26 protein-coding genes are annotated in these 26,211 nt (G+C 70.9%); 9 read left to right on the plus strand and 17 right to left on the minus strand.

The window, feature by feature from the left end:
- Nucleotides 1–11 precede the first annotated feature (11 nt).
- Both V6U90_RS02395 and V6U90_RS02400 read right to left on the minus strand, forming a co-directional pair.
- Complete coding sequence (locus tag V6U90_RS02395; RefSeq protein ID WP_334430892.1) at nucleotides 12–746, minus strand: ABC transporter permease; 735 nt, start codon at nucleotides 744–746, stop codon at nucleotides 12–14.
- Nucleotides 743–1,651, minus strand: a complete 909-nt coding sequence (locus V6U90_RS02400) for an ABC transporter ATP-binding protein (protein ID WP_334430893.1) — start codon at nucleotides 1,649–1,651, stop codon at nucleotides 743–745. Before V6U90_RS02400 ends, V6U90_RS02395 begins: the two co-directional genes overlap by 4 nt.
- A 246-nt stretch (nucleotides 1,652–1,897) precedes the next feature.
- Here V6U90_RS02400 and V6U90_RS02405 point away from each other — a divergent pair, with 246 nt between their 5' ends.
- A complete protein-coding gene (locus V6U90_RS02405) occupies nucleotides 1,898–2,689 on the plus strand; it encodes an EI24 domain-containing protein (protein WP_334430894.1) in 792 nt (263 codons plus the stop codon).
- Nucleotides 2,690–2,751: 62 nt separating this feature from the next.
- On the opposite strand, the gene V6U90_RS02410 is transcribed toward V6U90_RS02405, so the two are convergent.
- Both V6U90_RS02410 and V6U90_RS02415 read right to left on the minus strand, forming a co-directional pair.
- Complete coding sequence (locus tag V6U90_RS02410; protein WP_334430895.1) at nucleotides 2,752–3,651, minus strand: GNAT family N-acetyltransferase; 900 nt, start codon at nucleotides 3,649–3,651, stop codon at nucleotides 2,752–2,754.
- Nucleotides 3,645–4,058: a RidA family protein gene (locus V6U90_RS02415; protein ID WP_334430896.1), complete on the minus strand. Its 414-nt coding sequence runs from the start codon at nucleotides 4,056–4,058 to the stop codon at nucleotides 3,645–3,647. The genes V6U90_RS02410 and V6U90_RS02415 overlap by 7 nt, the downstream gene beginning before the upstream one ends.
- Before the next feature lie 176 nt (nucleotides 4,059–4,234).
- Between V6U90_RS02415 and V6U90_RS02420 the strand changes: the two genes are divergently transcribed.
- The gene (locus tag V6U90_RS02420) at nucleotides 4,235–4,894 is read left to right on the plus strand and encodes an LPXTG cell wall anchor domain-containing protein (protein WP_334430897.1); all 660 of its coding nucleotides are present in this window, start codon (nucleotides 4,235–4,237) and stop codon (nucleotides 4,892–4,894) included.
- Between the two features lie 67 nt (nucleotides 4,895–4,961).
- Here V6U90_RS02420 and V6U90_RS02425 read toward each other — a convergent pair whose 3' ends face one another.
- The 7 genes from V6U90_RS02425 to V6U90_RS02455 all read right to left on the minus strand — a co-directional run bounded on the left by V6U90_RS02425 (nucleotide 4,962) and on the right by V6U90_RS02455 (nucleotide 12,067).
- The gene (locus tag V6U90_RS02425) at nucleotides 4,962–5,966 is read right to left on the minus strand and encodes a LacI family DNA-binding transcriptional regulator (protein ID WP_334430898.1); all 1,005 of its coding nucleotides are present in this window, start codon (nucleotides 5,964–5,966) and stop codon (nucleotides 4,962–4,964) included.
- Between the two features lie 34 nt (nucleotides 5,967–6,000).
- On the minus strand, nucleotides 6,001–7,383 hold the full coding sequence (locus V6U90_RS02430; protein WP_334430899.1) for a GH1 family beta-glucosidase: 1,383 nt from the start codon (nucleotides 7,381–7,383) through the stop codon (nucleotides 6,001–6,003).
- Complete coding sequence (locus V6U90_RS02435) at nucleotides 7,380–8,219, minus strand: carbohydrate ABC transporter permease (protein WP_334430900.1); 840 nt, start codon at nucleotides 8,217–8,219, stop codon at nucleotides 7,380–7,382. Before V6U90_RS02435 ends, V6U90_RS02430 begins: the two co-directional genes overlap by 4 nt.
- Nucleotide 8,220: 1 nt before the next feature.
- A complete protein-coding gene (locus tag V6U90_RS02440; RefSeq protein WP_334430901.1) occupies nucleotides 8,221–9,201 on the minus strand; it encodes a carbohydrate ABC transporter permease in 981 nt (326 codons plus the stop codon).
- A gap of 20 nt (nucleotides 9,202–9,221) precedes the next feature.
- Nucleotides 9,222–10,532, minus strand: coding sequence for an ABC transporter substrate-binding protein (locus V6U90_RS02445; protein WP_334430902.1), 1,311 nt, complete (start codon nucleotides 10,530–10,532; stop codon nucleotides 9,222–9,224).
- A gap of 197 nt (nucleotides 10,533–10,729) precedes the next feature.
- Nucleotides 10,730–11,257 carry a GNAT family N-acetyltransferase gene (locus V6U90_RS02450; protein WP_334430903.1) on the minus strand — a complete coding sequence of 176 codons (528 nt, stop codon included), beginning with the start codon at nucleotides 11,255–11,257 and terminating at the stop codon, nucleotides 10,730–10,732.
- Nucleotides 11,258–11,311: 54 nt separating this feature from the next.
- Nucleotides 11,312–12,067 (minus strand): maleylpyruvate isomerase family mycothiol-dependent enzyme, encoded by a 756-nt coding sequence (locus V6U90_RS02455; RefSeq protein ID WP_334430904.1) that lies wholly within the window; start codon nucleotides 12,065–12,067, stop codon nucleotides 11,312–11,314.
- Nucleotides 12,068–12,134: 67 nt separating this feature from the next.
- On the opposite strand from V6U90_RS02455, the gene V6U90_RS02460 reads away from it, so the two are divergent.
- Entirely contained in the window at nucleotides 12,135–13,223 is a 1,089-nt protein-coding gene (locus tag V6U90_RS02460) for a UDP-N-acetylmuramate dehydrogenase (RefSeq protein WP_442933508.1), read from the plus strand.
- Between the two features lie 49 nt (nucleotides 13,224–13,272).
- Here V6U90_RS02460 and V6U90_RS02465 read toward each other — a convergent pair whose 3' ends face one another.
- On the minus strand, nucleotides 13,273–14,112 hold the full coding sequence (locus tag V6U90_RS02465) for a class I SAM-dependent methyltransferase (protein WP_334430905.1): 840 nt from the start codon (nucleotides 14,110–14,112) through the stop codon (nucleotides 13,273–13,275).
- Complete coding sequence (locus V6U90_RS02470; RefSeq protein ID WP_334430906.1) at nucleotides 14,112–14,876, minus strand: SDR family oxidoreductase; 765 nt, start codon at nucleotides 14,874–14,876, stop codon at nucleotides 14,112–14,114. Before V6U90_RS02470 ends, V6U90_RS02465 begins: the two co-directional genes overlap by 1 nt.
- 188 nt (nucleotides 14,877–15,064) lie before the next feature.
- Between V6U90_RS02470 and mshA the strand changes: the two genes are divergently transcribed.
- The 3 genes from mshA (at nucleotide 15,065) to V6U90_RS02485 (ending at nucleotide 17,990) form a co-directional block, all read left to right on the plus strand.
- On the plus strand, nucleotides 15,065–16,435 hold the full coding sequence (mshA, locus tag V6U90_RS02475) for a D-inositol-3-phosphate glycosyltransferase (RefSeq protein ID WP_334430907.1): 1,371 nt from the start codon (nucleotides 15,065–15,067) through the stop codon (nucleotides 16,433–16,435).
- A 9-nt stretch (nucleotides 16,436–16,444) separates the two neighbouring features.
- Nucleotides 16,445–16,936, plus strand: coding sequence for a YbjN domain-containing protein (locus V6U90_RS02480; RefSeq protein ID WP_334430908.1), 492 nt, complete (start codon nucleotides 16,445–16,447; stop codon nucleotides 16,934–16,936).
- Nucleotides 16,937–17,171: 235 nt separating this feature from the next.
- Nucleotides 17,172–17,990: a hypothetical protein gene (locus V6U90_RS02485; RefSeq protein ID WP_334431170.1), complete on the plus strand. Its 819-nt coding sequence runs from the start codon at nucleotides 17,172–17,174 to the stop codon at nucleotides 17,988–17,990.
- Nucleotides 17,991–18,350: 360 nt separating this feature from the next.
- Here V6U90_RS02485 and V6U90_RS02490 read toward each other — a convergent pair whose 3' ends face one another.
- The gene (locus tag V6U90_RS02490; protein WP_334430909.1) at nucleotides 18,351–19,631 is read right to left on the minus strand and encodes an MFS transporter; all 1,281 of its coding nucleotides are present in this window, start codon (nucleotides 19,629–19,631) and stop codon (nucleotides 18,351–18,353) included.
- 47 nt (nucleotides 19,632–19,678) lie between these two features.
- On the minus strand, nucleotides 19,679–21,061 hold the full coding sequence (locus V6U90_RS02495; RefSeq protein WP_334430910.1) for an MDR family MFS transporter: 1,383 nt from the start codon (nucleotides 21,059–21,061) through the stop codon (nucleotides 19,679–19,681).
- A gap of 149 nt (nucleotides 21,062–21,210) precedes the next feature.
- Between V6U90_RS02495 and V6U90_RS02500 the strand changes: the two genes are divergently transcribed.
- Nucleotides 21,211–21,978 (plus strand): phosphoglyceromutase, encoded by a 768-nt coding sequence (locus tag V6U90_RS02500; protein ID WP_334430911.1) that lies wholly within the window; start codon nucleotides 21,211–21,213, stop codon nucleotides 21,976–21,978.
- A gap of 85 nt (nucleotides 21,979–22,063) precedes the next feature.
- Here the strand turns inward: V6U90_RS02500 and phoU are convergent, their stop codons facing one another.
- On the minus strand, nucleotides 22,064–22,711 hold the full coding sequence (gene phoU / locus V6U90_RS02505; protein WP_334430912.1) for a phosphate signaling complex protein PhoU: 648 nt from the start codon (nucleotides 22,709–22,711) through the stop codon (nucleotides 22,064–22,066).
- A 284-nt stretch (nucleotides 22,712–22,995) separates the two neighbouring features.
- Between phoU and V6U90_RS02510 the strand changes: the two genes are divergently transcribed.
- Both V6U90_RS02510 and V6U90_RS02515 read left to right on the plus strand, forming a co-directional pair.
- On the plus strand, nucleotides 22,996–24,210 hold the full coding sequence (locus V6U90_RS02510; RefSeq protein WP_442933518.1) for a sensor histidine kinase: 1,215 nt from the start codon (nucleotides 22,996–22,998) through the stop codon (nucleotides 24,208–24,210).
- A 177-nt stretch (nucleotides 24,211–24,387) separates the two neighbouring features.
- Nucleotides 24,388–25,071 carry a response regulator transcription factor gene (locus V6U90_RS02515; RefSeq protein ID WP_334430914.1) on the plus strand — a complete coding sequence of 228 codons (684 nt, stop codon included), beginning with the start codon at nucleotides 24,388–24,390 and terminating at the stop codon, nucleotides 25,069–25,071.
- A 310-nt stretch (nucleotides 25,072–25,381) separates the two neighbouring features.
- On the opposite strand, the gene V6U90_RS02520 is transcribed toward V6U90_RS02515, so the two are convergent.
- The gene (locus tag V6U90_RS02520) at nucleotides 25,382–26,188 is read right to left on the minus strand and encodes a hypothetical protein (RefSeq protein WP_334430915.1); all 807 of its coding nucleotides are present in this window, start codon (nucleotides 26,186–26,188) and stop codon (nucleotides 25,382–25,384) included.
- Between the last annotated feature and the right edge of the window lie 23 nt (nucleotides 26,189–26,211).

Here is a 26,211-nt window from a genome sequence, read left to right on the forward strand (position 1 = left end):
CGGTGGCCTGCTCACTCCCAACGGAACAGCTTCGCGGCCAACGCCCCGGCGAGGACCGTGACCGTTGCCATTATGGCCAGGTGCGCCGGCTGTGGCGGCGTCCCGCTCCAGGCGTCCAGCAGGGGCCGTACCCCCGGCGGGGTGACGTCCCCGATCCGGACCACCACGTCGGGCAGGAGGAACCGGGGCAGGTACACGCCGCCGAGGAACATGGTCGACATGTTCAGCGCCGTGGAGAGCCCGGCCGCCGTCCGGGTGCTCCGCGCCACCGCCGCGACCAGCAGTCCGAGGGCGAACAGCGCACCGGTACCGAGCAGGAAGGCGACCGCGAACCCGAACGGCGCCCGGGGCAGGGGGATCCCGAAGAACAACCGGCCCACCCCGATCAGCAGTACCGCGCCGAGCACCGCGATGGCCAGGTTGACCACCAGCTGGGCGGCGAGCAGGCTGACCGGCGCGGCCGGGGTGGTCGACAGGCGACGCAGGACCCCGCGTTCCCGGTACCCGGCCAGCACGTTCGGCAGGGCGTTCAACCCCGCCATGGCCAGCGAGATGATCAGCAGCGACGGGGCGAGGTACGCGACCAGGCTGTGCCCCTCGAAGAGCGGGTCGGGCCGGCGCAGCGCCGGTACCGCGCCGAGCAGGACCAGGATGACCGTGGGCAGGGCCACCGAGAAGACCAGCATCGGGATGTCCCGCAGCTGGAGCCGGGTTTCCACGAGCAGGATCCGACCGAACCCGGTCACCGGTCGGCCTCCGGTCCGATCAGGCGGAGCAGCGCGTCGTCGAGGGTGGGTTGGTCCAGCCGCAGGTCGGCCACGACGATCCGGCTGCGGGCCAGTACCGAGGTGACCGCGTGCAGCACGTTGCCGGTACCGGTGACGACGACCTGCCCACCGACCCGCCGGACCGAGGTCACCTCCGGCAGGTCGGCGAGGAGCCCGTCGTCCAGTTCCCCGTCCGGCCGGAACCGGATCCGCTGCTCCGGTACGACACGGCCGACCAGACCGGCCGGGGTGTCGATGGCGACCACCCGACCCGCGTCGATCACCGCGATCCGGTCGCAGAGCCGTTCGGCCTCGGCCATCAGATGGGTCACCAGCAGCACCGTCACCCCCCTGTCCCGGACCTGTTCGACGAGTTCCCAGGTCTCCAGGCGGCCCTGCGGGTCCAGCCCGGTGGTCAACTCGTCGAGGATGGCGACCTCCGGGTTCCCGACCAGCGCCAACGCGATGGACAGCCGTTGCTTCTGCCCGCCGGAGAGCGACCGGTACGCACTGTTCCGCTGGTTGGCCAGGCCCAGATCGGCCAGGAGCCGATCCCGGTCGGCGGGTGCCCGGTAGAACGAGGCGTAGAGATCGAGTGCCTCCCGTACCCGGATCCGGTCCGGTAGCTGGCTCTCCTGCAACTGCACCCCGACCCGGTGGCGTAGCCGGGCCGCGTCCCTGCGGGGGTCGAGTCCGAGGACCGACACCCCGCCCCCGTCGGGGACCCGGAGCCCGGCTACGCACTCCACGGTGGTGGTCTTACCGGCGCCGTTCGGGCCGAGGATGCCGAAGATCTCACCCCGCTCCACCCGGAACGAGACGTCGTGTACGGCGATCCGATCGCCGTACCTCTTATGCAGGTTGGTCACCTCGATGACCGGCATGACGCCGCCCTCCGCCCCGGGTGTCGTACGCGATCAAGCATCCCCGCGCCGACCCGGCTGTGGATCAACCAGCGGGCGGCGATCCGGCCCGGCCCCGGTGGATCCCCAACATCCACCACCTGGTGGATGTAAGGAAGGGCCCCCGCTTAACGCTTTTGGTATAGGAAGGGCCCCCGGTTAACACTCCCGCCCCTTGTCACCGCTCCACCGCACCCGGCCGCCGGCCGGCCACTAGGCTTCCGGCTCGTGAACTCCCCTTCGGTGGTGGCGCCGGTGACCGGCGCGGCAGGCCAGTTCCTCTCCGGTGCCGGCCTGCTCCTGCGTGGCCTCGCGGTCTATGCCCGCAGCCCGAAACTGGTCCTGCTCGGCATCGTGCCCGCGCTGCTCTCCGGCATCCTCCTGCTCGGCGCGTTCGTCGCGCTGGTGTGGTTCGTCGACGAGTTGGCCGCGTTGGTCACCCCGTTCGCCGACGACTGGTCCACGGGTCTGCGCAACACTGTCCGGGTGGTCGCCGGGCTGGCCCTGCTCGGCGTCGGCGGGTTGCTCGCCGTGGTCACCTTCACCGCGCTCACGCTGCTCATCGGCGACCCGTTCTACGAGCGGATCTCGGAACTGGTGGAGCAGCGGTACGGCGGCACCCCGGATCAGGTGGAGGTGCCGTTCTGGAAGGCGCTGCGGCGCAGTGCCGCCGACTCGGTACGCCTGGTCGCGGTATCGGCCCTGGTCGGCGTCCCGCTCTTCGTGGCCGGCTTCATCCCGGTGGTCGGGCAGACCGTGGTACCCGCCATCGGCGTGGCGGTGGGCGGCTGGTTCCTGGCGCTGGAACTGGTGGGCGCGTCCTTCCAGCGGCGGGGCATGGGCCTGCCGGACCGGCGTCGGGTGCTGGGGACCAACCGAACCATGTCCCTCGGATTCGGGACGGCCGTCTTCGTCTGTTTCCTGATCCCGCTCGGCGCGGTACTGATCATGCCGGCGGCGGTCGCCGGAGCCACCCTCCTCACCCGGCGGTCGCTGGGCCAGCCGGTCGAGGAGGTGTGACGTGGAGATCATCCTGGTCGAGGGGGACAGCACCGGGCAGCAGGTGTCCGCCGAGGACTGACTCAGGTCGGAAGGTCAGCCAGGCAGGACCACTGGGTCGCCACCGGGCGGTAGCCGAGCCGCTGGTTGACCGCGAGCATCGGCTTGTTCGCCTCGTCGTTCGACGTGTAGGCGGTCCGTACCCCGTCGGCGGCGGCCCGGTGCAACGCCGCCAGCTTCGCCAGCCGGGCCAGCCCGCGACCCCGGTACGCCGGCAGCGTCGCGGTCATGTCCGACCACATCCGGTCACCGTCCCGTTTCACCAGCGAGAACGACGCCAGCGTGCCCGCGCAGTCGGCGGCGGTGCTGGCGTTGCGGTCCAGGCCCAGGTTGTCCCAGACCTCGTACCGCCAGGTCTCGTAGGAGAGCGCGTCGTGGGGTACGTCGTTGGGCTCGTCGGCGCTGGCGGCCACGTAGGCCGCGTGCAGCCGCCGGGGGTCCAGTTCCGTCAGCGGTACGAGCCGGACGCCCTCCGGGGCCGCCGGCAGCGGTGGTACGTCCCGCAGGTCCAGGGCCGAGTAGCGCAGCTCACGGCTCGCCTCGAAGCCGTGTTTCGCGGCGAACGGCAGCGCCTCGGTCAACGCCCAGGTGCGGACCCGACGGACGCCGAGCGGGCGCAGGTGCCCTAGTGCCCGGGCCAGCAGTGCGCTGCCGAGCCCGGTGTTCCGGTGTCGGGGGTGCACGTGGAGCAGGGATATCTCCCCGATGTCCGGGACCGAGGAGGTCCTGTTCCGGTACGCCGAGACCCAACCGACGACCCGGCTGTCGACCTCGGCCACGAAGGCCGTCCAGTGCTCGCCGGGTGGCGGTTCGGTGATCATGCGACGGGTGGATTCGACCCCCCGCACCAGGTACGGGTAGACCAGCGCGCGGAGCGCCACCACGGCGGGCGCGTCGGTCGGTACGGCGGTCCGGATCAGCACTCGGCACCCTCCCGGACCGCGGCGACCGCTTCGACCTCGACGAGCTGGTCGGGGTAGCCGAGGACGGCCACGCCCAGCAGGGTGCTCGGCGGATCGTGGTCGCCGAACCTGTCCCGGACCACGTCCCAGACCGTGACCAGGTCGGCCCGGTCGGTCGAGGCGACGTAGACGGTGGTTTTCACCACGTCGGTGAGCCGGGCACCGGCTGCGGCGAGCGCGGCCGCCAGGTTCGTCATCACCTGTTCCGCCTGACCGGCGAAGTCACCCGGGGCGACGGTGGCGCCGGTGGGGTCCAGCGGACAGGCTCCTGCGGTGTGGATCAGCCGGGCCGCCGGGGTGACGGTGGCTGCGTACGCGTAGGGGGCGTCGGCGAGTGCGGGCACGCGGATCAGGTGTGCAGCGGGCATCCGGGGAACCTACCCGGCCCGGGCGCCGGCCTGGTGAGGATTTTTCAAGGAATTGGTGAGGATTTTTCAAGGAAACAGTGCTCCGAATCTTGCCGAAGCGATAAAAGGCACAAATCATCCTCACTACCATGTAGTGCGACGTAGGCGTCTATTTGAGGACATGCGGGGGATTACCGATGAGAACTGCACTTACCCGTCTGGTCGCTGTCGGGGCCACGGCCGGCGCGCTGCTGCTTGGCTCGATGGCGCCGGCCATTGCCCAGACGACCATCAACATCAACCCGGGCAATGTGCCCACCACTGCTGCCGACTTCGCACAGGGCTGTAATCGGGACCTGGGGGGCGGACCCCATCCGAGTGAGGACGTCTGGATCTTCAACCTGCCCGGAAACCCGCAGACCACCGGCGTCTTCGAGTCGGTGACGGCCACGTTCGACAGCGGCAACGGAAACGTGACCGTGACCATCCCGACCGACGGCGGGACGATCGTGAACGACATGGGTACGAGCAAGGCGTGGATCCGGTTGCCCGCCGGCTACACACTTCTCAGCGCCACTGCGGTCATCTCGGGCACTGCGGAGTTCTTCGTACTGTCCGCCACCTGTGCGGCCGGTGCGTCACCCAGCCCCACGGCGAGCCCCACGGCGAGCCCCACAGCGAGTCCCACGGTGAGCCCGACGGCGACGCACAAGCCCACCCACAAGCCCACCCACAAGCCAGAACTGCCGAAGACCGGCCCGGGTGAGCTGGTGCCACTGGTGGCCGTCGGTGCGCTGTTCGTCGTAGCCGGCACGGTGCTCATGGTGATGTGGCGCAGGCGCAGCATCGAGGACTGAGCTGACCGGCGTACCACTGATCGGCGCCCCTTCCTGCGAACGTAGGAAGGGGCGCCGCCCGTACCCGTCAGGCGGAGTCGCGGACGATCAGCTCGGTGGGCAGGATCACCGCGCGGTCGATCGGTTGCCCGGCGGCGAGCCGGAGCAGCAGCCGGGTCATCTCCCGGCCGATCTGCCGGATCGGCTGGCGGACCGTGGTCAGCGGCGGGTCGGTGTAGGCGGCCATCTCGATGTCGTCGAAGCCGATGATCGCCACGTCTTCCGGCACCCGCCGGCCGGCTTCGCGCAGCGTACGCAGCGCGCCGTGGGCCATCAGGTCGGAGGCGGCGAAGACCGCGTCCAGGTCGGGGTGCTGGTCGAGGAGCTGCCGCATCGCCACCGCGCCGGATTCCCGGGTGAAGTCGCCGACCGCGACCAGCGGTGGGTGCCCGGCGGCGACCAGGGTGTCCCGGTAACCGGCGAGACGTTCGATACCGGCCACCATGTCCTGTGGGCCGGCGATGGTGGCGATCCGCTGTCGACCGGCGTCGAGCAGGTACGCCACCGCCCGGCTCACCCCGCCCAGGTGGTCGACGTCGACGTAGGGGACGGAGTCGTCGAGCGGGCGCCCGCTGCACACCGCCGGGATGCCGGCCCGGGCCAGGGTGCCGGGCAGCGGGTCGGCGCCGTGCAGCGAGGCGAAGAGCACCCCGTCGACGTGCCGGCCCAGCGCGTACCGCTCGACCCGGTGGTGGCCGGCCGCCGACCCGGCCAGCATCAGCACGAGCTGCTTGTCGGCGGCCTCCAACTCCTGACTGACGCCCTGGATGATGCCGGGGAAGACCTGGTCGTCGGAGAAGACCCGGGTGGCCGCCTCCGGCATGATCAGTGCGATCGAGTCGGTCCGCTGGGTGACCAGGGTGCGGGCGGCCAGGTTGGGGACGTACCCCAGCTCGGCCACCGCCCGGCGGACCGCCTCCTGGATGTCCTCGGCGACGGTGGTGGAGCCGTTCACCACGCGGGAGACGGTGGCCCGGGAGACCCCGGCCCGCCGCGCCACCGCCTCCAGCGTCGGCCGTTGCGCGGTCGTCATGCCACCCCCCACCATCGTCACACCCCCACCATCGTCACAGCCCGTTCCGGGCGATCACCTCCTGATACCAGCGGGCGCTCGCCTTCGGTGTCCGCCGCTGGGTCAGGTAGTCGACATGGACGATTCCGAAACGCTTACGGTACCCTTCCGCCCACTCGAAGTTGTCCAGCAGTGACCATACGAGATAACCGCGCAGGTCCACGCCCCGGGCGAGCGCGGTGTGCGCGGCCCGGAGGTGCCCGTCGAGGTAGGCGATCCGGTCCGGATCCCGCATCTCGCCGTCGTCCACGGCCGGGTCGTAGCGCGGCCGGTCGGCGAAGGCCGCGCCGTTCTCGGTGATCATCAGTGGTACCCCCGGGTAGTCCCGGCCGAGCCGTTCCAGCAGCCGGGTCAGTCCGTCCGCCTCGATCAGCCAGCCCATGTCGGTGACCGGACCGTTGGCCGGAAGGAAGTGCACCTTCCCCTCGGTACCCGGGTACTTGTCGTCACCCGCCGCCCCCGGCCGCCAGGCGACGTAGGTCGGTGAGTAGTAGTTGATCCCGAGCAGGTCGACCGGGGCGGCGATGAGCTTCTCGTCCTCGTCGCGGATGAAGGTCGCCGGGTCGACGTACCGGGCGAGGTGCGTCAGCATGTCCTCCGGGTACGCGCCCCTCAGCAGCGGGTCGAGGAAGATCCGGTTGTGCATGCCGTCGACCAGGCGGACCGCCTCGGCGTCGTCGGCACTGGTCGGGTCGGCGGGCTGCACGTCGGTCGGGTTGAGCGTGATGCCGACGACCTCCGCGCCGGCCGCGCGCAGCGCCCCGGCCGCCAGGCCGTGCCCGAGCAGCAGGTGGTGGATGGCGGTGAAGGCCGCCGCCGGATCCTGCTGGCCGGGGGCGTGCACCCCGTTGCCGTAGCCGAGGTAGGACGAGCACCACGGCTCGTTGAGGGTGGTCCAGGTGCGGACCCGGTCACCGAGCCGGGTGTGGACCGCGGTGGCGTACTCGGCGAAGTGTTCGGCGGTCTCCCGGCTGAGCCAGCCGCCCCGGTCCTGGAGCGTCTGCGGCAGGTCCCAGTGGTAGAGCGTGACGATCGGGTCGATACCCCGCGCGATCAGGGTGTCCACGAGGCGGTCGTAGAAGTCCAGGCCGCGCGGGTTGATCGGGCCGCTGCCGTCCGGCTGGATCCGCGGCCAGGCGACCGAGAAACGGTACGCCTGGAGCCCCAGCTCCGCCATCAGTGCCACGTCGTCCGGGTACCGGTGGTAGTGATCGCAGGCGACGTCGCCGGTGTGCCCGGCGTACACCTTGCCCGGGGTGCGGCAGAAGGTGTCCCAGATGGACGGGCCGCGCCCGTCCTCCTGGGCGGCGCCCTCGATCTGGAAGGCGGCGGTGGCCGCACCCCAGATGAAGTTCTCGGGGAAACGGATCTCGTTCAAGCCTTGACCGCACCTTCCATGATGCCGCCGATGATCTGGCGGCCGAAGAGGACGAAGACGAGCAGCAGGGGCAGGGTGGCGATCGCCGTACCGGTGAACACCTGCGACATGTCCGTGTAGTACCCGTCGGAGAGGGCCCGCAACGAGAGCTGCACGGTGGGGTTCTCCGGGTCGTTGAGCACCGCGTACGGCCACAGGAAGTCGTTCCAGGTGGTCATGAACGTCAGCAGCCCGAGCACCGCCGCCGCCGGGCGCAGTGCCGGCAGCACCACGTTCCAGTAGATGCGGGCGGTGTTGCAGCCGTCCATCCGGGCCGCCTCGATCAGCTCGTTGCTGACCGCCTGGCTGGCGTACTGGCGCATCATGAACACCCCGAAACCGGTGACCAGGGCGGGCACGATGACCGCCGGCAGCCGGTCGTTCCAGTTCAACTTCGTCATGAGCATGTACAGCGGGATCACGCCGAGCTGGGTGGGGACCATCATGGTCGCGACGATCACCACCAGCAGCGCGTTGCGGCCCCGGAAGCGCAGTTTGGCGAAGGCGAACCCGGCGAGGGTGGAGAAGAAGACCACCGACGTGGTGACCGAGACGGAGACGATCGCCGAGTTGATCAGACCGGTGAGGAAGTACGCGTCGGTGTTGCTGAACAGCTTGGCCACGTTGGCGCCGAAGTTGCCGCCCGGGGTGACCGGCGGCGGCAGTTGGCCCATGGCGTCACTGGACCGGGTGGCCACGACGAACATCCAGTAGATCGGGAAGATCGACATGATCCCGGTGACGATCAACGCGAAGTACGTCAACCGGCTCGCCGCGAAGAGCCTGCTACCCGCCATCTCAGTCCTCCCCCGTCACACTGCCGCCGAGCTTGCGGATCAGCAGCACGTTGATCAGCGCCACGATCGCGATGAGGGCGAAGAGCAACCAGGCGACCGCCGAGCCGTATCCGAAGTTGAAGTGCGGGGCAAACGCGTTCTCGAACATGTACATCGTCATCGTCTGCGACTCCCGCAGGGGCCCACCCCGGATCGGGTTGGTGCCCGCGTGGAACATCCGGGGCTCGGTGAAGAGCTGGAGCCCGCCGATGGTGGAGATGATCACCGCGAAGATGATCGTCGGCTTCAGCAGCGGAACGGTGATCGACCAGAACTGCCGGGCCGGCCGGGCACCGTCGATGGCCGCCGACTCGTACAGGTCACGCGGGATGGCCTGCATCGCGGCGAGGAAGATCAGGGCGTTGTAGCCGGTCCACCGCCAGTCCACCATCGTGGCGATGGCGGCCCAGGAGGCGTAGCGGTTGGTCTTCCAGCCGATCGGGTCCAGCCCGATCAGGTCGAGCATCCAGTTGAACATGCCGAACTGCTGGCCGAAGAGCGCGCCGAACACGATCGCCACGGCGGCGGTGGAGGTGATGTTGGGGATCAGCACCGCCATCCGGAACGTGGTCCGGGCCCGCAACTGCCTGTTGAGCCAGTTGGCCAGCCAGAGGGCGAGCAGCATCTGCGGGACCGTGGAGAGGACGAAGATGCCCAACGTGTTGACGACCGAGTGCCAGAAGTCGGTGTCGGTCATCAGCGCGGTGTAGTTCGCCAGGCCGACGAAGTCGTGCTCGGCGGCGAGCAGGTCCCAGTCGTGCAGCGAGACCCAGAACGTGTACACCAGCGGGTACAGCCCGAAGATCCCGAAGAGGACGAAGAACGGGGCGACATACAGGTAGGGCGAGTACTTCATGTCGAACCGGCTGAACCGGAGCCGGGGGGCCCGGGCTTGCGCCCGGGCCTCTACGGTCGGCGGCCGCGCGTCCAGACGGACGGTCATGGCTGCGTTCCTCTCCAGGGTTACTTGGCAGCGGCCTTCTTGGCGTTGGTGACCGCGTCCTGCCAGCCCTGCTCAGCGGTCCGCTGACCCAGTTCCACGGTCCGGACGGCGTTCTCCACCTCGGTACGGACCGCCTGGTTCTTCGGGCCCATGTAGACCGGCTTCAGGGTCTTGGCGCCCTTGGCGAAAATCTGGCCGACCGGGGCGTCGGAGAAGTACGCGTTCTTGGAGCCGGTGATGGCCGGGTCGGCGAGCGCCTGCGGCGACGACGGCAGCGGTCCCTTGGCCTGGAACGCGCCGATGTGGCCCTGCGGGCTGGTCAGGAACTTGGCCAGCTTGACGGCCTCCTGCTGGTGCTTGCTCTGCTTCGGTACGGCGAGGAATGAGCCACCCCAGTTGCCGCCGTTGCCGGGGACGCTGGCGATGTCCCACTTGCCCTTGGCGTCCGGGCCGGCGTTGCCCTCGATCACCCCGGTCATCCAGGCCGGGCAGGCGATGGTGGCGAACTTGGCCTGCTTGAAGGCGGAGACCCACTCCTCGGACCAGGCGCCGAACTTGCCGGAGAGGCCGGAGTCGACGATGTCCATGGTGATGTCGTACGCCTCCTTCACCGCCGGGTTGCTGTCCACCACGAGGTTGTTCTGCATGTCGTAGTAGTGGTAGCCCGGTCCGTTGCCGGCGGTCTGGAGCACGATGGTGTTGAAGGTGTTGGTGGCGGCGTCGAGGAACGACGCGCCGGTGTTGGCGGCCTTGAACTTCTCACCGGTGGCGACGTAGTCGGACCAGGTCGGCCAGAGCTTCGACACGGACTCCCGGTCGGTGGGCAGGCCGGCCTTGGCGAAGAGGTCCTTGCGGTAGCACATCGCCATGCCGCCGACGTCGGTACCGAGACCGATCAGCTGCTTGCCGTCGGCGGTGAGCGCCTGGTTCCACTTCCACTCCAGGAAGTTGCCCTTGAGGTCGGCGGCGCCGTGGTCGAGCAGGTTCACGAAGTTCTGCGGGTTGGCCTTGTACTCGACGAGCAGGCCCTCCTCGATGGCGACCACGTCGCCCGCGCCCTTGCCGGCGGCGAGCCACTGGGTCAGCTTGGGCGAGTACTCGTCGAGGTTGCTGCCGGTACCCCGTTCGACGATCTTCACGTTCGGGTTGGCGGCCATGTATTCCTGGTAGAGCTTCTCGTATCCGAGCTGTCCGAAGACATCAACGGTGAGCGTGATCGGCCCGTCGGCCTGCTGCGACTCGTCGCTGCCGCCGCACGCGCTGCTGGCGACGAGCACGCCGGCCAGGGCGACGGCCACGGCCGCGAACCGACGACGCGGAATGACACCCATGTCAGGGTCCCCCTAGGGTTGGTGGTGGGGTGCGCTGGAGCGTCCCGAGAGAGCGCTCTCACGACAGGGTGCTGCGCGCCCGCCGGGATGTCAAGAGAGCGCTCTCCGGTATCTGGTAACCAACCGGTCACCGTCGATCCTCCACCGAGGGTGGCGGGATAGTCAACCGGCTGTGGTGGGCACCCTCACCCAGTGGCTCAGGCGGACCGGTCGTCGACCGGCAGAACCCACCGGACCTCGCCGTCCTGCCGGTGGTCGGTGGGAACGAGTCCGGCGGCGGCGGCAACCGAGGCCGACGCGTGGTGGTCGGGGTGGACGTGCGCCATGACCGTGCGGATCCCCTGCTGCCGGAGCCAGCCGACCAGACCCCGGGCGGCCTCGGTAGCGATGCCCTGCCGCTGCCAGGCGGTCCCCACCACCCAGGCGACCTCCGCGACCGGCTCGGGCGCGGCGCGGCTGACCGTCGCCTGGACCGTGCCGACCAGACGGTCCGGTCCGGTCAGCCGCAGCACCCAGTTCAGCCAGTCGACGTCGGGGTCGGGTGAGCCCGCGACCAGCCGCTCGTAGCGGGACCGCAGCTCGTCCGGACGGGCCGGGGTGCCGCCGATGAAGGTGTGCAGCTCCGGGTCGGCGAGCACACCGGCCATCTCGGCGGCGTGCGCGACCGTCAGGGGGACCAGGAGGAGCCGGCCGGCGGTGACGGGGCAGGCCGCGAGAGGGTTCACCCCGTCATTCTGCCCGCCGGGCGGGCGGCGGATCCGCTGGTCCGCCGCCCGGGATCAGCCGGTCCGCAGTCCTTCCAGCAGCGTGCGGTCGCCGGTGACCGCCAGCATCTCGAAACCGATCCGGCCGTACAGCGCCAGCAGCATGTCGCTCGCGGTGCCGGTGACGTGCGCCCGGGCGTGGTGGTCGTCGCTGTCCAGGATCGTGTCGGTGTCCAGCAGGGCCACCCCGGTACCGCGCAGCCGGAGGTACCACTCCTGACCGGCGTCCGTCGCCACCAGCTGGACCACCCCGTGCCACTGCCCGGAGTGCTGCCGCCGGCCGGCGGGCAGCCAGGTGTCCAGCACCTCGCTGACCCCGTCGGCGGCGAGCTTCGCCTCGATCGGCTCACCGGCGGCGATGGCGAGCTGCGCGTCCCACCGGTGGACCGCGGTCTCGAGCGCCATCCGACGGGGCCAGAAGGCGGCCTTCTTCGGCTGCGGCGCCCAGTTCCACGCCGGTGTCTCCGGGTCGAGCCCGTCGAGGAGCACCATGAGCTGGTCGTACTCCCGCTGGAAGTGCTGCACCGGGCTCAGCCCGGGGGGCGTCTCCCCGCCCGGACCGGCCGGCGGGTTGGTCGTGCCCGAACCGACGAACGAGCGGACCCAGGCGTAGCCCCGGGCCAGGTGGTGGGCGAGATCGCTGACCGTCCAGCCGGGGCAGGACAGGACCGGTGTCTGCGGCGGCGCCTCGGCCACCGCCGCGCCGAAGGCCGGCCCCTCGACCCGCAGCGCCCCGAGCCAGAAGTCCTTGCTGCCGTGCAGTCTGCTCATCGTGATCCTTCCAAGCGACCGGCGTACCAGTGGGCGGCGCGGCTGCATCTCAGCCTAGGGTGAAGGCGTGTCAGACGTTAGTGCCCAGCGGACAGCCGTCACCGAACCTGCCGACGCCAGATTTCTGGCCAGATACACCACGCTGCGTCTGGGCGGGGTGGCAGGGCGGCTGGCCGTGGCGACGACTGCCGAGGAAATCGTACAGAACGTACGAGAAGCGGAAGGGCGTGCCGAACAGGTACTGATCCTGGCGGGTGGGAGCAATGTGGTGATCGGGGACATCGGTTTCCCGGGCACCGTCGTGCTGATCCGCTCCCGGGGGGTTCGCGTCGTCACCGAGGACGCGGACACGGTGACCATCCGGGTCGAGGCCGGTGAACCGTGGGACGACCTCGTCGCGACCACGGTCGGCAACGGCTGGTCCGGTCTGGAGTGCCTCTCCGGCATCCCCGGTTCGGCGGGCGCCACGCCCATCCAGAACGTCGGCGCGTACGGGCAGGAGGTCGCCGAGACGGTCACCGCCGTGCAGGTGTACGACCGGCACCACGGCACGGTCGGCGAGATCAGCGGTACCGAGTGCGGCTTCGCGTACCGCTCCAGCATCTTCCGGTACAGCGACCGCTGGGTGGTACTGGCGGTGGACTTCCGGCTGGCCCGCTCGCCGCTCTCCGGCCCGGTCCGCTACGCCGAACTGGCCCGGGCCGTCGGGGTCGAGGTGGGGGAGCAGGTGCCGCTGGACCAGGCGCGGGCCGCCGTACTGGCCCTGCGGGCCGGCAAGGGCATGGTGCTCGACGCGGACGACCCGGACACCTGGTCGGTCGGCTCGTTCTTCACCAACCCCATCCTCGACCAGGCCGGGTACGACCTGCTCCGGGAACGGGCCGCCGGGCTGGGCGAGCCGCCGGCCTGGCCGGGTACCGGTGGAGTGGTGAAGGTCAGCGCCGCCTGGCTGATCGACAAGGCCGGCTTCGGCAGGGGCTACCAGGGTGCCGGCGGGGTCGCCATCTCCGGCAAGCACACCCTCGCCCTGACCAACCGGGGAGACGGGTCGACGGCCGCGCTGGTGGCGCTGGCCCGGGAGATCCGGCACGGCGTGCACGACCGGTTCGGCGTGACCCTGCACCCCGAGCCGGTACTCGTCAACTGCGTCATCTGACCGCCACCGGCCCGCGTCAGGTAGGGGCGACCGCCGGCACCGGCCCGCGTCAGGTAGGGGCGACCGCCGGCCAGGCGACGGTCAGCTCGCCGAGCCGCCACCGGCTCGGCCGGTCCAGCACCGGCCAGCCGGCCGCGCGTACCGCCGCGACCGCCTGCAACCAGCGCTGGCGGGGGCCGAACGGCGCGTAGGGTGCCGCCGCACGCCAGCCGTCGTCCAGCGCCGCGATGAACGCGTGCACCGGCTCGCCGGGCACGTTGTAATGGATCAGGGCCTTGGGAAGCCGCTCGGCGAACGTCGCCGGGGTGTCCAGGGTGGACAGCCTCGCGGCCAGGGTCAGTGACCGGGGCCCGGTGCCGTCGACCAGCAGCCAGGCGCCGAGCCGGCCCAGTTCGTCGCAGGTCCCCTCCACCAGCACCCCACCCGGGGCGAGCCCGCCGGTCATCGTCCGCCACGCAGGGTCGACCGCCGACTCGTCGTACTGCCGGAGCACGTTGAACGCCCGGACCAGCACCGGGCGCAGCCCGGCGAGTTCGAAACCGCCCCGGGCGAAGGTCAACCCGGGCGGGTCGGCGGCGGGGGCCGCGTCGGCGACCCGCTGCGGGTCGATCTCCAGCCCCACCACCCGCACGTCCGGGCGGACCAGGGCGGCCAGCCGGGCGCGCAGCTCGACGGCGGTGACCGGGGAGGCGCCGTAGCCGAGGTCGACGACCAGCGGATCGACGGCGTCCCGCAGCAGGTCACCGCAGGTCGTGGCGATCCAGTTGTCGACCCGGCGCAGCCGGTTGGGGTTGGTCGTCCCCCGGGTCACCACGCCCTGCGGCGCGTTCCGGCCGGTCGCCCCGGTGGCGCCCCGGCCGTCGGTCGGCGTCGGCCCGGACCGGGCCATCAGCCGACCCGGTGCACCTTGTGCTGGGCGGCCTGGGCCAGGGGCCGGACCACCAGGCGGTCGATGTTGACGTGGTGCGGACGGGTGGCGCACCAGGCGATGCAGTCGGCCACGTCCTCGGCCACCAGCGGCTCGGCCACCCCGGCGTACACGCTCGCCGCGCGGTCGGCGTCACCGTCGAAGCGGACCAGCCCGAACTCGTCCGTCCGCACCATGCCCGGGTCGATCTCGACGACCCGGACCGGACGGCCGCACAGCTCCAGGCGCAGCGTCCCGGCCACCGCGGTCTGCGCGTGCTTCGCCGCCGCGTACCCGCCACCGCCCTCGTAGACCGTGAAGCAGGCGGTGGAGCTGACCACGACGATCGTGCCCGCACCGGAGGACTCCAGGGCGGGCAGCAGCGCCTGGGTGACCCGGAGCGTGCCGAGCACGTTCACGTCGTACATCCACTGCCAGTCCCCGACCGAGCCGGACTCGACCGGGTCCAGGCCGCGCGCCCCGCCCGCGTTGTTGACCAGGAGGGTGACCGGCCCGGGCGCCTGCGCGGCGGCGGTGGCGAGCCCGGCCACCGACTCGTCGGAGGTCACGTCACAGGTGACTGCGGTGGCGGAGCCGCCGGCCCGCTCGATCCCGGCGACCAGGTCGGCCAGCCGGTCGGCTCGGCGGGCTGCGGCGAGTACGTGGAAGCCCTCCCGGGCGAGGCGGCGGGCGGTGGCCGCGCCGATCCCGCTGGAGGCGCCCGTGACGATCGCGACGGAAGTCATCGGACCATTCTCGCCGACCCGTCGGCCGGTCGAGCCGGTCGGTGGACCCGGCACATGAGGTGGGTCACGTCGGTCGACGGTCCGAGGAATGTCGATCCGCTGAACGGGAAGATGAAATCCGGCGCAGAGGTTGCTTCTGGGGCGCCGGTCGTGCGGGACGGCCTGTAACCGTGGCAGAAGGAGCGGATGTGGCGGAAATGCACACCGGTGTCGGTCGTCAGCGTGGTGCGCTGCCGTGGCCCCGGCCCCGACGGATCGCGACCCTCTCGGTGCACACCTCCCCGCTGCACCAGCCCGGCACCGGTGACGCGGGTGGGATGAACGTCTACATCCTCGAAGTCGCCCGCCGGTTGGCCGAGGCCGATGTCGAGGTCGAGATCTTCACCCGGGCCACCGCCCGCGACCTGCCGCCCGTGGTCGAGATGGCGCCCGGCGTCAAGGTCCGGCACGTCGCCTCCGGCCCGCTGGAAGGGCTGACCAAGGAGGAGCTGCCCGGCCAGCTCTGCGCGTTCACCGCCGGGGTGCTCCGGGCCGAGGCGGCCCGGCCACCCGGCCACTACGACCTCATCCACTCCCACTACTGGCTCTCCGGTCAGGTGGGCTGGCTGGCCAAGGAACGCTGGGGAGTGCCGCTGGTGCACACCGCGCACACCCTTGCCAAGGTCAAGAATGCCCGGCTCGCGGCCGGCGACCGCCCGGAGCCGAAGGCCCGGGTGATCGGCGAGGAGCAGGTGGTGGCCGAGGCCGACCGGCTGGTCGCCAACACGGGCGTGGAGGCCCGGGACCTGATCGCCCGGTACGACGCCGACCCGGGCCGGGTGGCAGTGGTCGAACCCGGGGTGGACCTCGACCGGTTCCGGCCCCCGGCCGCCGGGCAGGAGACGGTGACCCGGCTGGCCGAGCGCCGCCGGCTCGGCCTGCCCACCGACGGGTACGTGATCGCGTTCGTCGGCCGGATCCAGCCACTGAAGGCGCCGGACGTGCTGGTACACGCGATCGCCGCGCTGCGGGGGCGGGACCAGGAACTGGCCTCCCGGGTCACCGTCGTGATCGCCGGTGGGCCCAGCGGGAGCGGCCTGGACCGGCCCACCGCCCTGATCGAGCTGGCCGCGTCGCTCGGCGTCGCCGACCGCGTTCGGTTCCTGCCGCCGGCCACCGGGTCCGACCTGCCGGCGCTGTACCGGGCGGCCGACCTGGTGGCGGTCCCCTCGCACAACGAGTCGTTCGGGCTGGTCGCCCTGGAGGCGCAGGCCTGCGGTACCCCGGTGGTGGCCGCTGCCGTGGGCGGACTGGTCACCGCGGTCCGCGACGAGGTGAGCGGCCTGCTGGTCGACGGCCACAACCCGGTCGACTGGGCCCGTACCCTGGGCCGGCTGCTGCCCGCGCCGGCCCGCCGGGCGGAGCTGTCCCGGGGCGCGGTGGCACACGCCTGCAACTTCTCCTGGACCCGTACGGTCTCTGGCCTGCTCGCCGTCTACGCCGAGGCGATGGCGGAGCACCGGACCAGGCTGGAGGCCGAGCTGACCGGGTACGGAGCGGGCTGCGGCAGCCGGCCGTAGAGTGGGCCGATGAGCGCCAAGAGCGATGTGGCGGCCCTGATCGAGACCGTCTGCACCGAGCGGGAGTTGGCGTACGAGTCCACCGGCGAGGCGTCGTACGCGGTCACCCTGCCCGGTACCCACAAGCTGAAGACGATCTGCAACCTGATCGTCGGCGAGCACTCGCTGCGGATCGAGGCGTTCGTGATGCGCCAGCCGGACGAGCGCCGCGAGGAGTTGTGGGCCTGGCTGCTCCAGCGCAACGCCCGGATGTACGGCGTGGCCTTCTCCATCGACGCGGTCGGCGACATCTACCTGACCGGACGGGTCAGCCTGGGCGGGGTGACCGAGGACGAACTCGACCGGCTGCTCGGGGCGGTGCTGACCTACGCCGACGAGTCCTTCGACACCATGCTGGAGATCGGCTTCGGTACGGCGATCCGGCGCGAGTGGGAGTGGCGGGTCAAGCGGGGCGAGTCCACCGCCAACCTGGCCGCCTTCGCCCACCTCTTCGAGCGGTAAGGAAGGGCCCCTTCTTAACGCTTTTGGTAGAGGAAGGGCCCCTTCTTAACGCCTGACCCCACAGGTTTGGCTCGCGGCTGGCGGGTATGCCGTCGGGTGCGGCGGGGCGGTGACCGTCCCCCCGCGCTGCCGAGGGAGCCCGCTGTCAGGGGACCCCGCTGTCAAGGACCACTGTCGAGGGGTGACGGTCCCCGCACAGTCGAGGAACGCCACTGTCGAGGAGCGTGAGAACGCCATGCCTCAGCGGAACAGCTCAGGTCGCGGCGGTACCGCGACGGCGAGAAGCCGGTCGTCCGACACCGCCACGGGGACGAGGGGGCGGATGGGCACGGTGAACCGGTCGTCCGGCACCGCCACGACGATGCGCACCCGGTCGTCCGGCGCCAGCCGGATCGCCGAGGCCGACATCGCCCGCATGCGGGTGGACGAGATCCGTGCCGAACTGCGCCGGCGGGGTGTCACCGGCACATCCGGGCTGCGCAAACCGGACCTGGTGTCGACCCTGACCCGGGCGATGCGGGCGGAACGACGGCCGGGCGGCGCGGCCAGGCAAGACGCCGGCCCAGCCGCCAAACGCACCGGCCCAGCCGCCAAACGCGCCGGGACGGCCACCAAAGCCGGTGGGACGGCGAAGCAGGGTGCCGGGACAGCGGGACGCTCCCGCACCGCCACTGCGGCTGGCCGGACCCGCCAGGGTGGCTCCCAGGCCCGTTCGGTGCGGTACGCCCAGCAGATCTCCTCACTGAACGACCAGCCGGAACGTCCTGGCCGGAGCCTGGTCACCACCAACCACGAGGTGATTCGTCGCTGGGCGCAGGCCCGACAGGCGAAACCGGCGACGATCACCGGGACCGAACGGAACGGCCGACCGGGGGTGCTGACCTTCAACATGCCGGGGTACCGCGAGAGTTCCCGGCTGAAGCAGATCACCTGGGAGGAGTGGTTCCGGACATTTGACGCCCGACGGCTGAATCTGATCTATCAGGAGCAGTTGCGGGACGGACGGCAGAGCAATTTCTTCCGTACCGAGTCACCCGATCGTGAGGATGGCTGACCGGAATTCGGGGAATGTAGGACCCATGGATGACGTTGGTCATATTCGAGGCCGGGTACCGTCACCGGAACGGTTGGTGTGACCGGCGAGACAGCCCGATCAGGTTGTTTCTGGAATCTGGCCGATCTAACTTTATTGCACCGCACCACGCTCGGAAACGTTCGGGGGAGCGGCGGATCACGCAGATCCGCGCACCGAGCGGGGTGCTGGGGGACAGGTGGCGCTTGCCGTTGGGGGACGGTAGCCACCTGTACACCGGCGGCGCGTGCGGGCGACGCTTACGGGGGTGAGTGTCGCCCGCCGCCGCCGGGCACAACCCAGCGAATGGGATTTCCCGGCCTGGTCACCGGCTCTTCCGGGTCACCGGAACTTCTCGCGGCTCACCGCGACGTCCCGGTCGACGGGAGTGGCCGAGGACCACAGTGCGGCGACCCGGCGCTCCCGGGGCGGCCCGGCCAGCAGGTGCCCGACCACCGCGAGCAGCCCTACGCCACCGACGATGATCCAGTGTCCGTCCCCCAGGTACTGGAGGCTGATTCCACCGAGCGTGGGCGCCACGAACGCAGCCGCCGGAAAGGTCAGATAGAAGACCGACTGGTAACGGGCGCGCAGCGGAGCCGGTGCCAGTTCCGCGTTGATTTCGGCGTTGGGTGGCGCGGCGAGCATCGAACCGATCGTCGAGGTGACGCAGGCCGCCAGATACAGCGGTAGCCCGTCGGCGAAGGCCAGTGCGCCGAATCCCACCCCCATCAGCCCGGTGGACACGGCCAGCACCCGGTGCTTGCGGTGCCCGTCCAGCAACCGGGGTACGAAGAGCTGCCCCAGCACGATGAGCGCCCCGCCGACCGCCACGACCAGCCCGTACGTCGACGGGCCGAGCCCATCGGCCCGGATCGAGAGCGGCAGGATTGTGGACGTCTGGGTGGTCAGCACCGCCAGAACGAAGGTCAGCCCGACGAAGACCAGGAACGTCCGGTCGGTCAGCGCGGTACGCAACCCACCCTCGCCGCCGCCGGACCGGACCCCACCGGTCGCTTGCGCGCGTCGGCTCCGGCCCAGGGTCTCCGGCACCTTCCAGGCGATCAGTGCGGCGGTGGTCAGCGCCGCCCCCGCGTCGACCAGGAAGAGTGCCAGGTAGCTCGCCTCGGCCAGTATCCCGGCGAGCAGGGAGGCCACCGCCATCCCGAGGTTGAACGCCCAGAACTGGAGGTTGAACGCCCGGGAACGACGCTCCGGCGGGACCACGTCGATGATCGCTGCGACGTACGCCGGGCTGGGCATGGAGTGGACCACGCCGAGCAGTGCGGCGAGTACCGCGATGGCCAGCAGGTTGCCGGTGACGGCGAGCGCGATCATCGCCGCGCCGGACGCGAGGTGGGACCAGAGCAGGGTGGCGCGTCGGCCCCACCGGTCGGCCAGCACGCCACCGAGCAGCACACCGACCGCCCCGCCGGCGCCGTACGCCCCGACGACCAGGCCGGTGAGCGCCTTGCTGGCGCCCCGGACGTCGCTCAGGTAGAGCGACAGGAAGAGGACCACGAACGCGCCGGCCCGGTTGATCAGCAGGCCGGACCAGAGGTACCAGAAGGTGGCGGGCAGCCCGCCCGCGGTGTCGTGCAGCCAGCGCCGCAGGGCGACCACAAATCCTCCTGGAAACTTTCCTAACAGGTCGCGCCGACGCTATCTGATCAGCTGCGGGCCAGGTCAACCGCCTCGGTGGCGGTCCCGGCGGGTACCCCGTGCGGGGCTGGACCGACCGCGGTGGCGGCGATCGCGGCCGGTCCGGCGGTCGCAGCCGGGGCGGCGGCGGCCTTCACCACCGCCGGTGCGGTAGCGACCGGCGTAGCAGCCGGGCGCAGGGCCGTCGCCCGACGTTCCCGGGCCGGCCCGGAGGCGAGGTGCGCCACGGCGACCAGCAGCCCGATCGCGGCGCAGCCGAGCCAGAGCACCGGGTCGCCGAGCTGCTCCCGGACCAGACCACCGAGGATCGGCGCGGAGGCCCCGGCGATCTGCCAGGAGAGGGAGAAGACGCTCTGGTAGCGACCGCGCAGGTCGGCGGGGGACAGCTCGGCGATCAGGCTGGAGTTGGACGGGGAGTTCAGCATCTCGCCGAGGGTCCAGATCAGCACGGTGACGGCGTAGAACCAGGCGGCGTCGGCGAACGCGGTCAGCCCGAAGCCGACCCCGACGATGGCCGAGGCCAGGGCCAGCACGTGGGACCGGCTGCGCCCCCGGACGAGCCGGGGGATGAAGAGCTGCCCCGCGACGATGAGCACGCCGTTCAGCGCGATCACCCAACCGTAGGTGGCCGCGGGGAGACCGTCGTCGCCCATCGCGATGGGGAGCATCGAGATGTGCTGGAGGAAGATCAGCGCGTTGAACAGGTTGAGCAGCACGAAGACCAGGTAGACGCGGTCCCGTAGCGCGGTGCCCAGCCCGCCGCGCCGGGCCCGGGTGGGTCCGGTGGGCTGGGTGACGGTGACCGTACGGGTCTCGCGGACCTTGACGAAGATGACGACCGCGGTGAGCAGGGTGGTGGCCGCGTCGACGACGAAGAGCAGCAGGTAGCCGGCCTCTGCGGCGAGCCCGGCCAGGATCGCGGCGCAGGCGAAGCCGAGGTTGATCGCCCAGTAGTTGAGCGAGAAGGCCCGTAGCCGGTCCCGCTCGGGCACCACATCGATCACCATGGCGCCGAACGCCGGGCGGGACGCCTCGGCGAAGAGCCCGAGGAGCAGGGCGGCGCCCACCACGGTCCGCAGTTCCTGGGCGAAGCCGAGCGCGAGCATCATGGTGGCCGCGCCGAGGTGTGCGGTGAGCAGTGTGGGGCGGCGTCCCCACCGGTCGGTGAGCACCCCGCCGGCCATCGTGCCCGCCGCGCCACCCACCCCCCAGGCGCCGATGACCAGGCCGGCCTGGAAGGCGGAGAATCCGCGCTCCCCGGTCAGGTAGATGGCGAGAAAGATCAACACGAACGAGCCGAGCCGGTTGATCAGGGTGCCGACCCAGAGATACCAGAAGGTGCTGGGTAGTCCGCCGGTGGTTTCCCGGAACCAGCCCCGCACCGTCCGCATCTGCGCCCCCCGGACACGTAATGACCCAAACAACCCCAGCGCCTTACAACCTAGTGCCGTCCGGATGCGCTGGTCATCCGCTTTCCACGTGGTGGTCGTCACCACCACTGGCGGCATGTCGCCCGGCGGGGTCGGGCAGGATGAGCGGCATGACTGCGAGCGAGCGACCTTCCGTCGGGACGCTGGTCCTGCTGCGGCACGGCGAGAGCGACTGGAACGCTAAGAACCTCTTCACCGGCTGGGTCGACGTCGACCTGACCGCCAAGGGCGAGGCCGAGGCACGACGCGGCGGTGAGCTGCTGCGCGAGCACGACCTGCTGCCCGACGTCGTACACACCAGCGTCATGCGGCGGGCGATCCGGACCGCCGAGCTGGCGCTGAACGCCGCCGACCGCCACTGGATCGCGGTCCGCCGGTCCTGGCGGCTCAACGAGCGCCACTACGGTGCCCTCCAGGGCAAGAACAAGAAGCAGACCCTCGACGAGTACGGCGAGGAGCAGTTCATGCTCTGGCGCCGGTCGTACGACACCCCGCCGCCGCCGATCGACGACAACGACGAGTTCTCCCAGGTCGGCGACCCGCGTTACGCCCTGCTGCCGGTGGAGCTGATGCCGCGTACCGAGTGCCTCAAGGACGTCGTCGAGCGGATGCTGCCCTACTGGTACGACTCGATCGTGCCGGACATCCTCGCCGGCCGGACGGTCCTCGTCGCCGCGCACGGCAACTCGCTGCGGGCCCTGGTCAAGCACCTGGACCAGATCTCCGACGAGGCGATCGCCAAGCTGAACATCCCGACCGGGATCCCGCTGCGCTACGACCTGGACGCGCAGCTGCGGCCGACCGTGGTCGGCGGCACCTACCTCGACCCGGAAGCGGCCCGGGACGCCGCCGCGGCGGTCGCCAACCAGGGCCGCTGAGGTGTAAGGAAGGGCCCCTTCTTATCGCTTTCGGTATAGGAAGGGGCCCTTCCTAACACAACCCCTCCCCAGGGCTGTGGTGTGGTCAGTCGACCACCGTCTCGCCGGTGATCAGATAGATCACCTGGCGGCCCGCGTTCACCGCGTGGTCGGCGTACCGCTCGTAGAACCGGCCGAGCAGGGCACCGTCGATCGCGGTCTCCGCGCCGTACGGCCACTCGTCGTCCAGTAGCACCTTGAACAGGTCGCGGTGCAGGTCGTCCATCGCGTCGTCGTCCCGGTCCAGTTCGGCGGCGAGGTCCACGTCCGGCTCGGAGAGGACGGACGCGATCTTCTCCGCGATCCGGTCCGCCACCGCCGCCATCTCCTTGAACACCCCGCGCAGTTCGGCCGGTACCGCCGGGGACGGGTGCCGGCGCAGCGCGGTCTTCGCCACGTGGTCGGCCAGGTCGCCCATCCGCTCGACGTCGGCGGCGACGTGCAGCGCGGTGATCATCGCGCGCAGGTCGGAGGCGACCGGTGCCTGCCTGGCGAGCAGGTCGCAGACCCGCTCCTCGACCTGGCGGTAGAGGCTGTCGATCTCGGCGTCCCGGGCGATCACCGCCTCGGCGGCCTCCCGATCGGCGGTCAGCAGTGCCCGGGTCGCGTTGCGCATCGCCGCGCGGACGGCCTCGGCCATGTCGACCAGTAGTTGACTGACCAGATGGAGGTCGGCCCGGAACTCCTCGCGCATCATCACGTCCTGTGTTCGGTGGCCGCCGGTCCATGGTCGGAGTGCCGGCGACGAGGTACGGGTAGGGCAGGTGCGCCGCTTACCGTAGGTCGGTACGGCGGACCGCAGGTGAACCCCGGTGAACGAGACCGGACCGGACGGTGAACTTTCTTCGACGTCGGTCTGATTCCTCCCGTTCTGTGCACTAGCCGGGTGAACAATGACCCTACGATCGCCCGGTGGGTTGGACAGTGGTGGCCGCAGTCGCGGCAGGGCTGGTGGTTGGCCTGCTCGCGGGACTGCTGCTGTCACGTTGGAATCCACGTGGCGCCGACCGGTCCGCGAGCGTACGAGCCTGGATGAGGGGTAGGGCCGCGATGGCCGAGGACGAGCAGGCCGCTCTCGCCGGGGTCGGTCGCCGGGCGATCGACTCGCTGCGCGCCGGAGTGGTGGTCCTCGACGAGGACGACGTGCCGGTGCTGGTCAACCCGGCGGCCCGGGCGATGGGACTGCTGCGCACCGGGCCGACCCCCGGTTCGGTGGCCGCGCATCCCCTGATCCGTACCCTGGCCGGGCAGGTGCGCCGCACGGGCGTCCGGCGCGAGATCGAGCTGGACCTGCCCCGGGGCCGCGACAACGCCGGCCCGGATCCGCTCGGCGTGCACCTGCGCGCTATGGGCCTCGGCAGCGGGTTCGTCGCGGTGGAGGCAGCCGACGTGACCGAGTCACACCGGCTGGCCCGGGTACGGCGGGACTTCGTGGCCAACGTCAGCCACGAGCTGAAGACCCCCATCGGGGCGTTGCAACTGCTCGCCGAGGCGTTGCTGGACGCCACCGGCTCGGCCGGGTCGGCCGGGGCGGAGCCGGCCGAGGATCTGGTGGCCGCCCGGCGGTTCGCCGAACGCATCCAGAAGGAGTCGACCCGGCTCGGCCGGCTGGTGCAGGAGCTGCTGGAGCTGACCCGGTTGCAGGGGGCCGAGCCGCAGCCGCCACCCGAGCCGGTCGCGGTGGACTGGGTGGTCGCGGAGGTGATCGACCGGACCCGTACCGCGGCTGCCGCCCGACGGGTACAGGTGGTGGTCGCCGGTGAACGGGACCTGACCGTGCACGGCAACGACAGCCAGATCGCGACGGCGGTGGCGAACCTGGTGGACAACGCGATCGCGTACTCGGGGGAGGACACCACCGTGACGGTGGCCACCCGGGCGGACGGCGACGACATCGAGATCGCGGTGACCGACCAGGGTATCGGTATCGCCCCCAATGACGTGGACCGCATTTTCGAGCGTTTCTACCGGGCCGACCAGGCGCGTTCCCGGGCCACCGGCGGTACCGGCCTCGGCCTGGCCATCGTCAAACACATCGCCAGTAACCATGGCGGTCGGGTCGAGGTGTCGAGCACCCTTGGCGGTGGGTCGACGTTCACCCTGCGGTTGCCCGCCCGCCCCCCGGACGACCTGCTGCCGTCGGACCGATCGGGTGGGATCGAGACCGGTACGGCCGAGTTGCGGTCGGCGTGACGGGCCGGACCGGAGCTGGCGTGACCGGCGGCACGGTACGGCGGTCGGTGTGACCGGCGGCACGGCACGGCACGGCGGTCGGTGTGACCGGCGGCACGGTACGGCGGTCGGTGTGACCGGCGAAACAGAGAAGTTCTCCGGCGGGTCCATTCCGCCGGTGAGGAAAGGAAAGCCCCGTTGAGCCGCGTTCTGGTCGTCGAGGATGAGGAGTCGTTCTCCGATGCCCTCTCCTACATGCTCCGCAAAGAGGGGTTCGAGGTCTCGGTGGCCGCGACCGGCCCCACCGCCCTCACCGAGTTCGACCGGACCGGCGCGGACATCGTCCTGCTCGACCTGATGCTGCCGGAAATGTCCGGCACGGAGGTCTGCCGTCAACTGCGGCAGCGCTCGCACGTGCCGATCATCATGGTCACCGCCCGGGACAGCGAAATCGACAAGGTGGTCGGCCTGGAGATCGGTGCGGACGACTACGTCACCAAGCCGTACTCGCCCCGGGAGCTGGTGGCCCGGATCCGGGCGGTGCTCCGCCGGCAGAGCGCCGAGTCCGCCGAGTCCGGTGCGCCGACGCTGGCGGCCGGCCCGGTACGGATGGACATCGAGCGGCACGTGGTGACTGTCGACGGGGCCCCGGTGCAGCTGCCGCTGAAGGAGTTCGAGCTGCTGGAACTGCTGCTGCGTAATGCCGGACGGGTGCTGACCCGTGGGCAGCTCATCGACCGGGTCTGGGGTGCCGACTACGTCGGCGACACGAAGACCCTCGACGTACACGTCAAGCGGCTGCGGTCGAAGGTCGAGCCGGAGCCGTCGGCGCCGCGCTTCATCGTGACCGTGCGGGGGTTGGGCTACAAGTTCGAGCCGTGAGGTTGTGTGCCAGTGTTTGCAGGGGCACCTCCCCTGTTGACCAGGTCTGGTTCGCGTCGCTCCGGTCAGCGGGCAGGGCTGCCGGTCAGCGGGCAGGGCTGCCGGTCCGGAGGCACGGGAACAGCTCGTCGGGATGTTCGACGCCCGCGTCCGGCCGCCGCTGCCAGCCGTCTGGCAGCTCGGCTCAGCCTGCCGGCGGGAGGGTCACCGGGCCTGGGTGGCCGACCTGGCCCGGCAGGCCGCAGCTCTGCGGCTCAGGTGTTAATAAGGGGCCCTTCCTCTACCGAAAGCGTTAATGGGGGGCCCTTCCTTACCCGCTGGCGGGGTGGGGGGCGACCATGCCGGTGCGGACCCGGGCGGCGCAGAGTTCGGCGAGTTTCACGTACGCGGCCTCGCCGATCAGCGCGGTCAGCTCCGGGGCGTACGACAGGTACATCGGCTCGGTGCCGACGTGCGCCTCCGGTGACGAGGTGCACCACCAGTCCAGGTCGTGCCCACCGGCGCCCCAGCCCCGCCGGTCGAATTCGCTCAGGCTGGAGACCAGCACCTTGGTGCCGTCCGGACGCTTGCTCCACTCCTGGTCCCGGCGGATCGGCAGTTGCCAGCACACGTCGGGTTTGTACTCCAGAGGGTGCGCCCCGTCGCGCAGCGCCTGGGCGTGCAGGGCGCAGCCGCCGCCACCGGGAAAGTCCATGTCGTTGAGAAAGACGCAGGGCTCGTCCTCACCCCGGGTGGCGGTGCGGCGGGCCGGGTTCTCGCCGTCGATGGTGTCCATCTCGGTGTAGTTCTTGAAGCCCCGCCGGTAGTGCTGCCAGGTGGCCGGGGTGAGCCGTTTCGCGGCGACGCGGACCCGCTTCTCGTCGTCGGCGTCGGTGAAGAACGCCCCGTGCGAGCAGCAGCCGTCCGCTGCCCGGCCGGCGACGATGCCATGGCAGGACTTGCCGAACACGCAGGTCCAGCGGGAGAGCAGCCAGGTCAGGTCGGCCCGGATCAGGTGCCGGCGGTCGGCTGGGTCGACGAACTCTATCCACTCGCGGGGGAAGTCGAGTTCCACCTCGCGACTGCGGGGATCCTGCGGGTCGTCGACGAGTATCCGGAGCTCAGTGCGGCCTGCCACCCGGCCAGCGTACGCCGCCGACC

Origin of the sequence: Micromonospora sp. CPCC 206060, assembly GCF_036906895.1 — a bacterium.
Classification (GTDB): domain Bacteria; phylum Actinomycetota; class Actinomycetes; order Mycobacteriales; family Micromonosporaceae; genus Micromonospora.

Excerpts from the sequence above, each read along its gene's own strand:
- V6U90_RS02500 (WP_334430911.1), top strand. The coding sequence starts at position 21,211 with ATGACTGCGAGCGAGCGACCTTCCGTCGGGACGCTGGTCCTGCTGCGG.
- V6U90_RS02465 (WP_334430905.1), bottom strand. The coding sequence starts at position 14,112 with ATGGCCCGGTCCGGGCCGACGCCGACCGACGGCCGGGGCGCCACCGGG.
- V6U90_RS02470 (WP_334430906.1), bottom strand. The coding sequence starts at position 14,876 with ATGACTTCCGTCGCGATCGTCACGGGCGCCTCCAGCGGGATCGGCGCG.
- V6U90_RS02425 (WP_334430898.1), bottom strand. The coding sequence starts at position 5,966 with ATGACGACCGCGCAACGGCCGACGCTGGAGGCGGTGGCGCGGCGGGCC.
- V6U90_RS02485 (WP_334431170.1), top strand. The coding sequence starts at position 17,172 with ATGCCTCAGCGGAACAGCTCAGGTCGCGGCGGTACCGCGACGGCGAGA.
- V6U90_RS02400 (WP_334430893.1), bottom strand. The coding sequence starts at position 1,651 with ATGCCGGTCATCGAGGTGACCAACCTGCATAAGAGGTACGGCGATCGG.
- V6U90_RS02420 (WP_334430897.1), top strand. The coding sequence starts at position 4,235 with ATGAGAACTGCACTTACCCGTCTGGTCGCTGTCGGGGCCACGGCCGGC.
- V6U90_RS02495 (WP_334430910.1), bottom strand. The coding sequence starts at position 21,061 with ATGCGGACGGTGCGGGGCTGGTTCCGGGAAACCACCGGCGGACTACCC.
- V6U90_RS02435 (WP_334430900.1), bottom strand. The coding sequence starts at position 8,219 with ATGGCGGGTAGCAGGCTCTTCGCGGCGAGCCGGTTGACGTACTTCGCG.
- V6U90_RS02455 (WP_334430904.1), bottom strand. The coding sequence starts at position 12,067 with ATGAGCAGACTGCACGGCAGCAAGGACTTCTGGCTCGGGGCGCTGCGG.
- V6U90_RS02440 (WP_334430901.1), bottom strand. The coding sequence starts at position 9,201 with ATGACCGTCCGTCTGGACGCGCGGCCGCCGACCGTAGAGGCCCGGGCG.
- V6U90_RS02445 (WP_334430902.1), bottom strand. The coding sequence starts at position 10,532 with ATGGGTGTCATTCCGCGTCGTCGGTTCGCGGCCGTGGCCGTCGCCCTG.
- V6U90_RS02480 (WP_334430908.1), top strand. The coding sequence starts at position 16,445 with ATGAGCGCCAAGAGCGATGTGGCGGCCCTGATCGAGACCGTCTGCACC.
- phoU (WP_334430912.1), bottom strand. The coding sequence starts at position 22,711 with ATGCGCGAGGAGTTCCGGGCCGACCTCCATCTGGTCAGTCAACTACTG.
- V6U90_RS02415 (WP_334430896.1), bottom strand. The coding sequence starts at position 4,058 with ATGCCCGCTGCACACCTGATCCGCGTGCCCGCACTCGCCGACGCCCCC.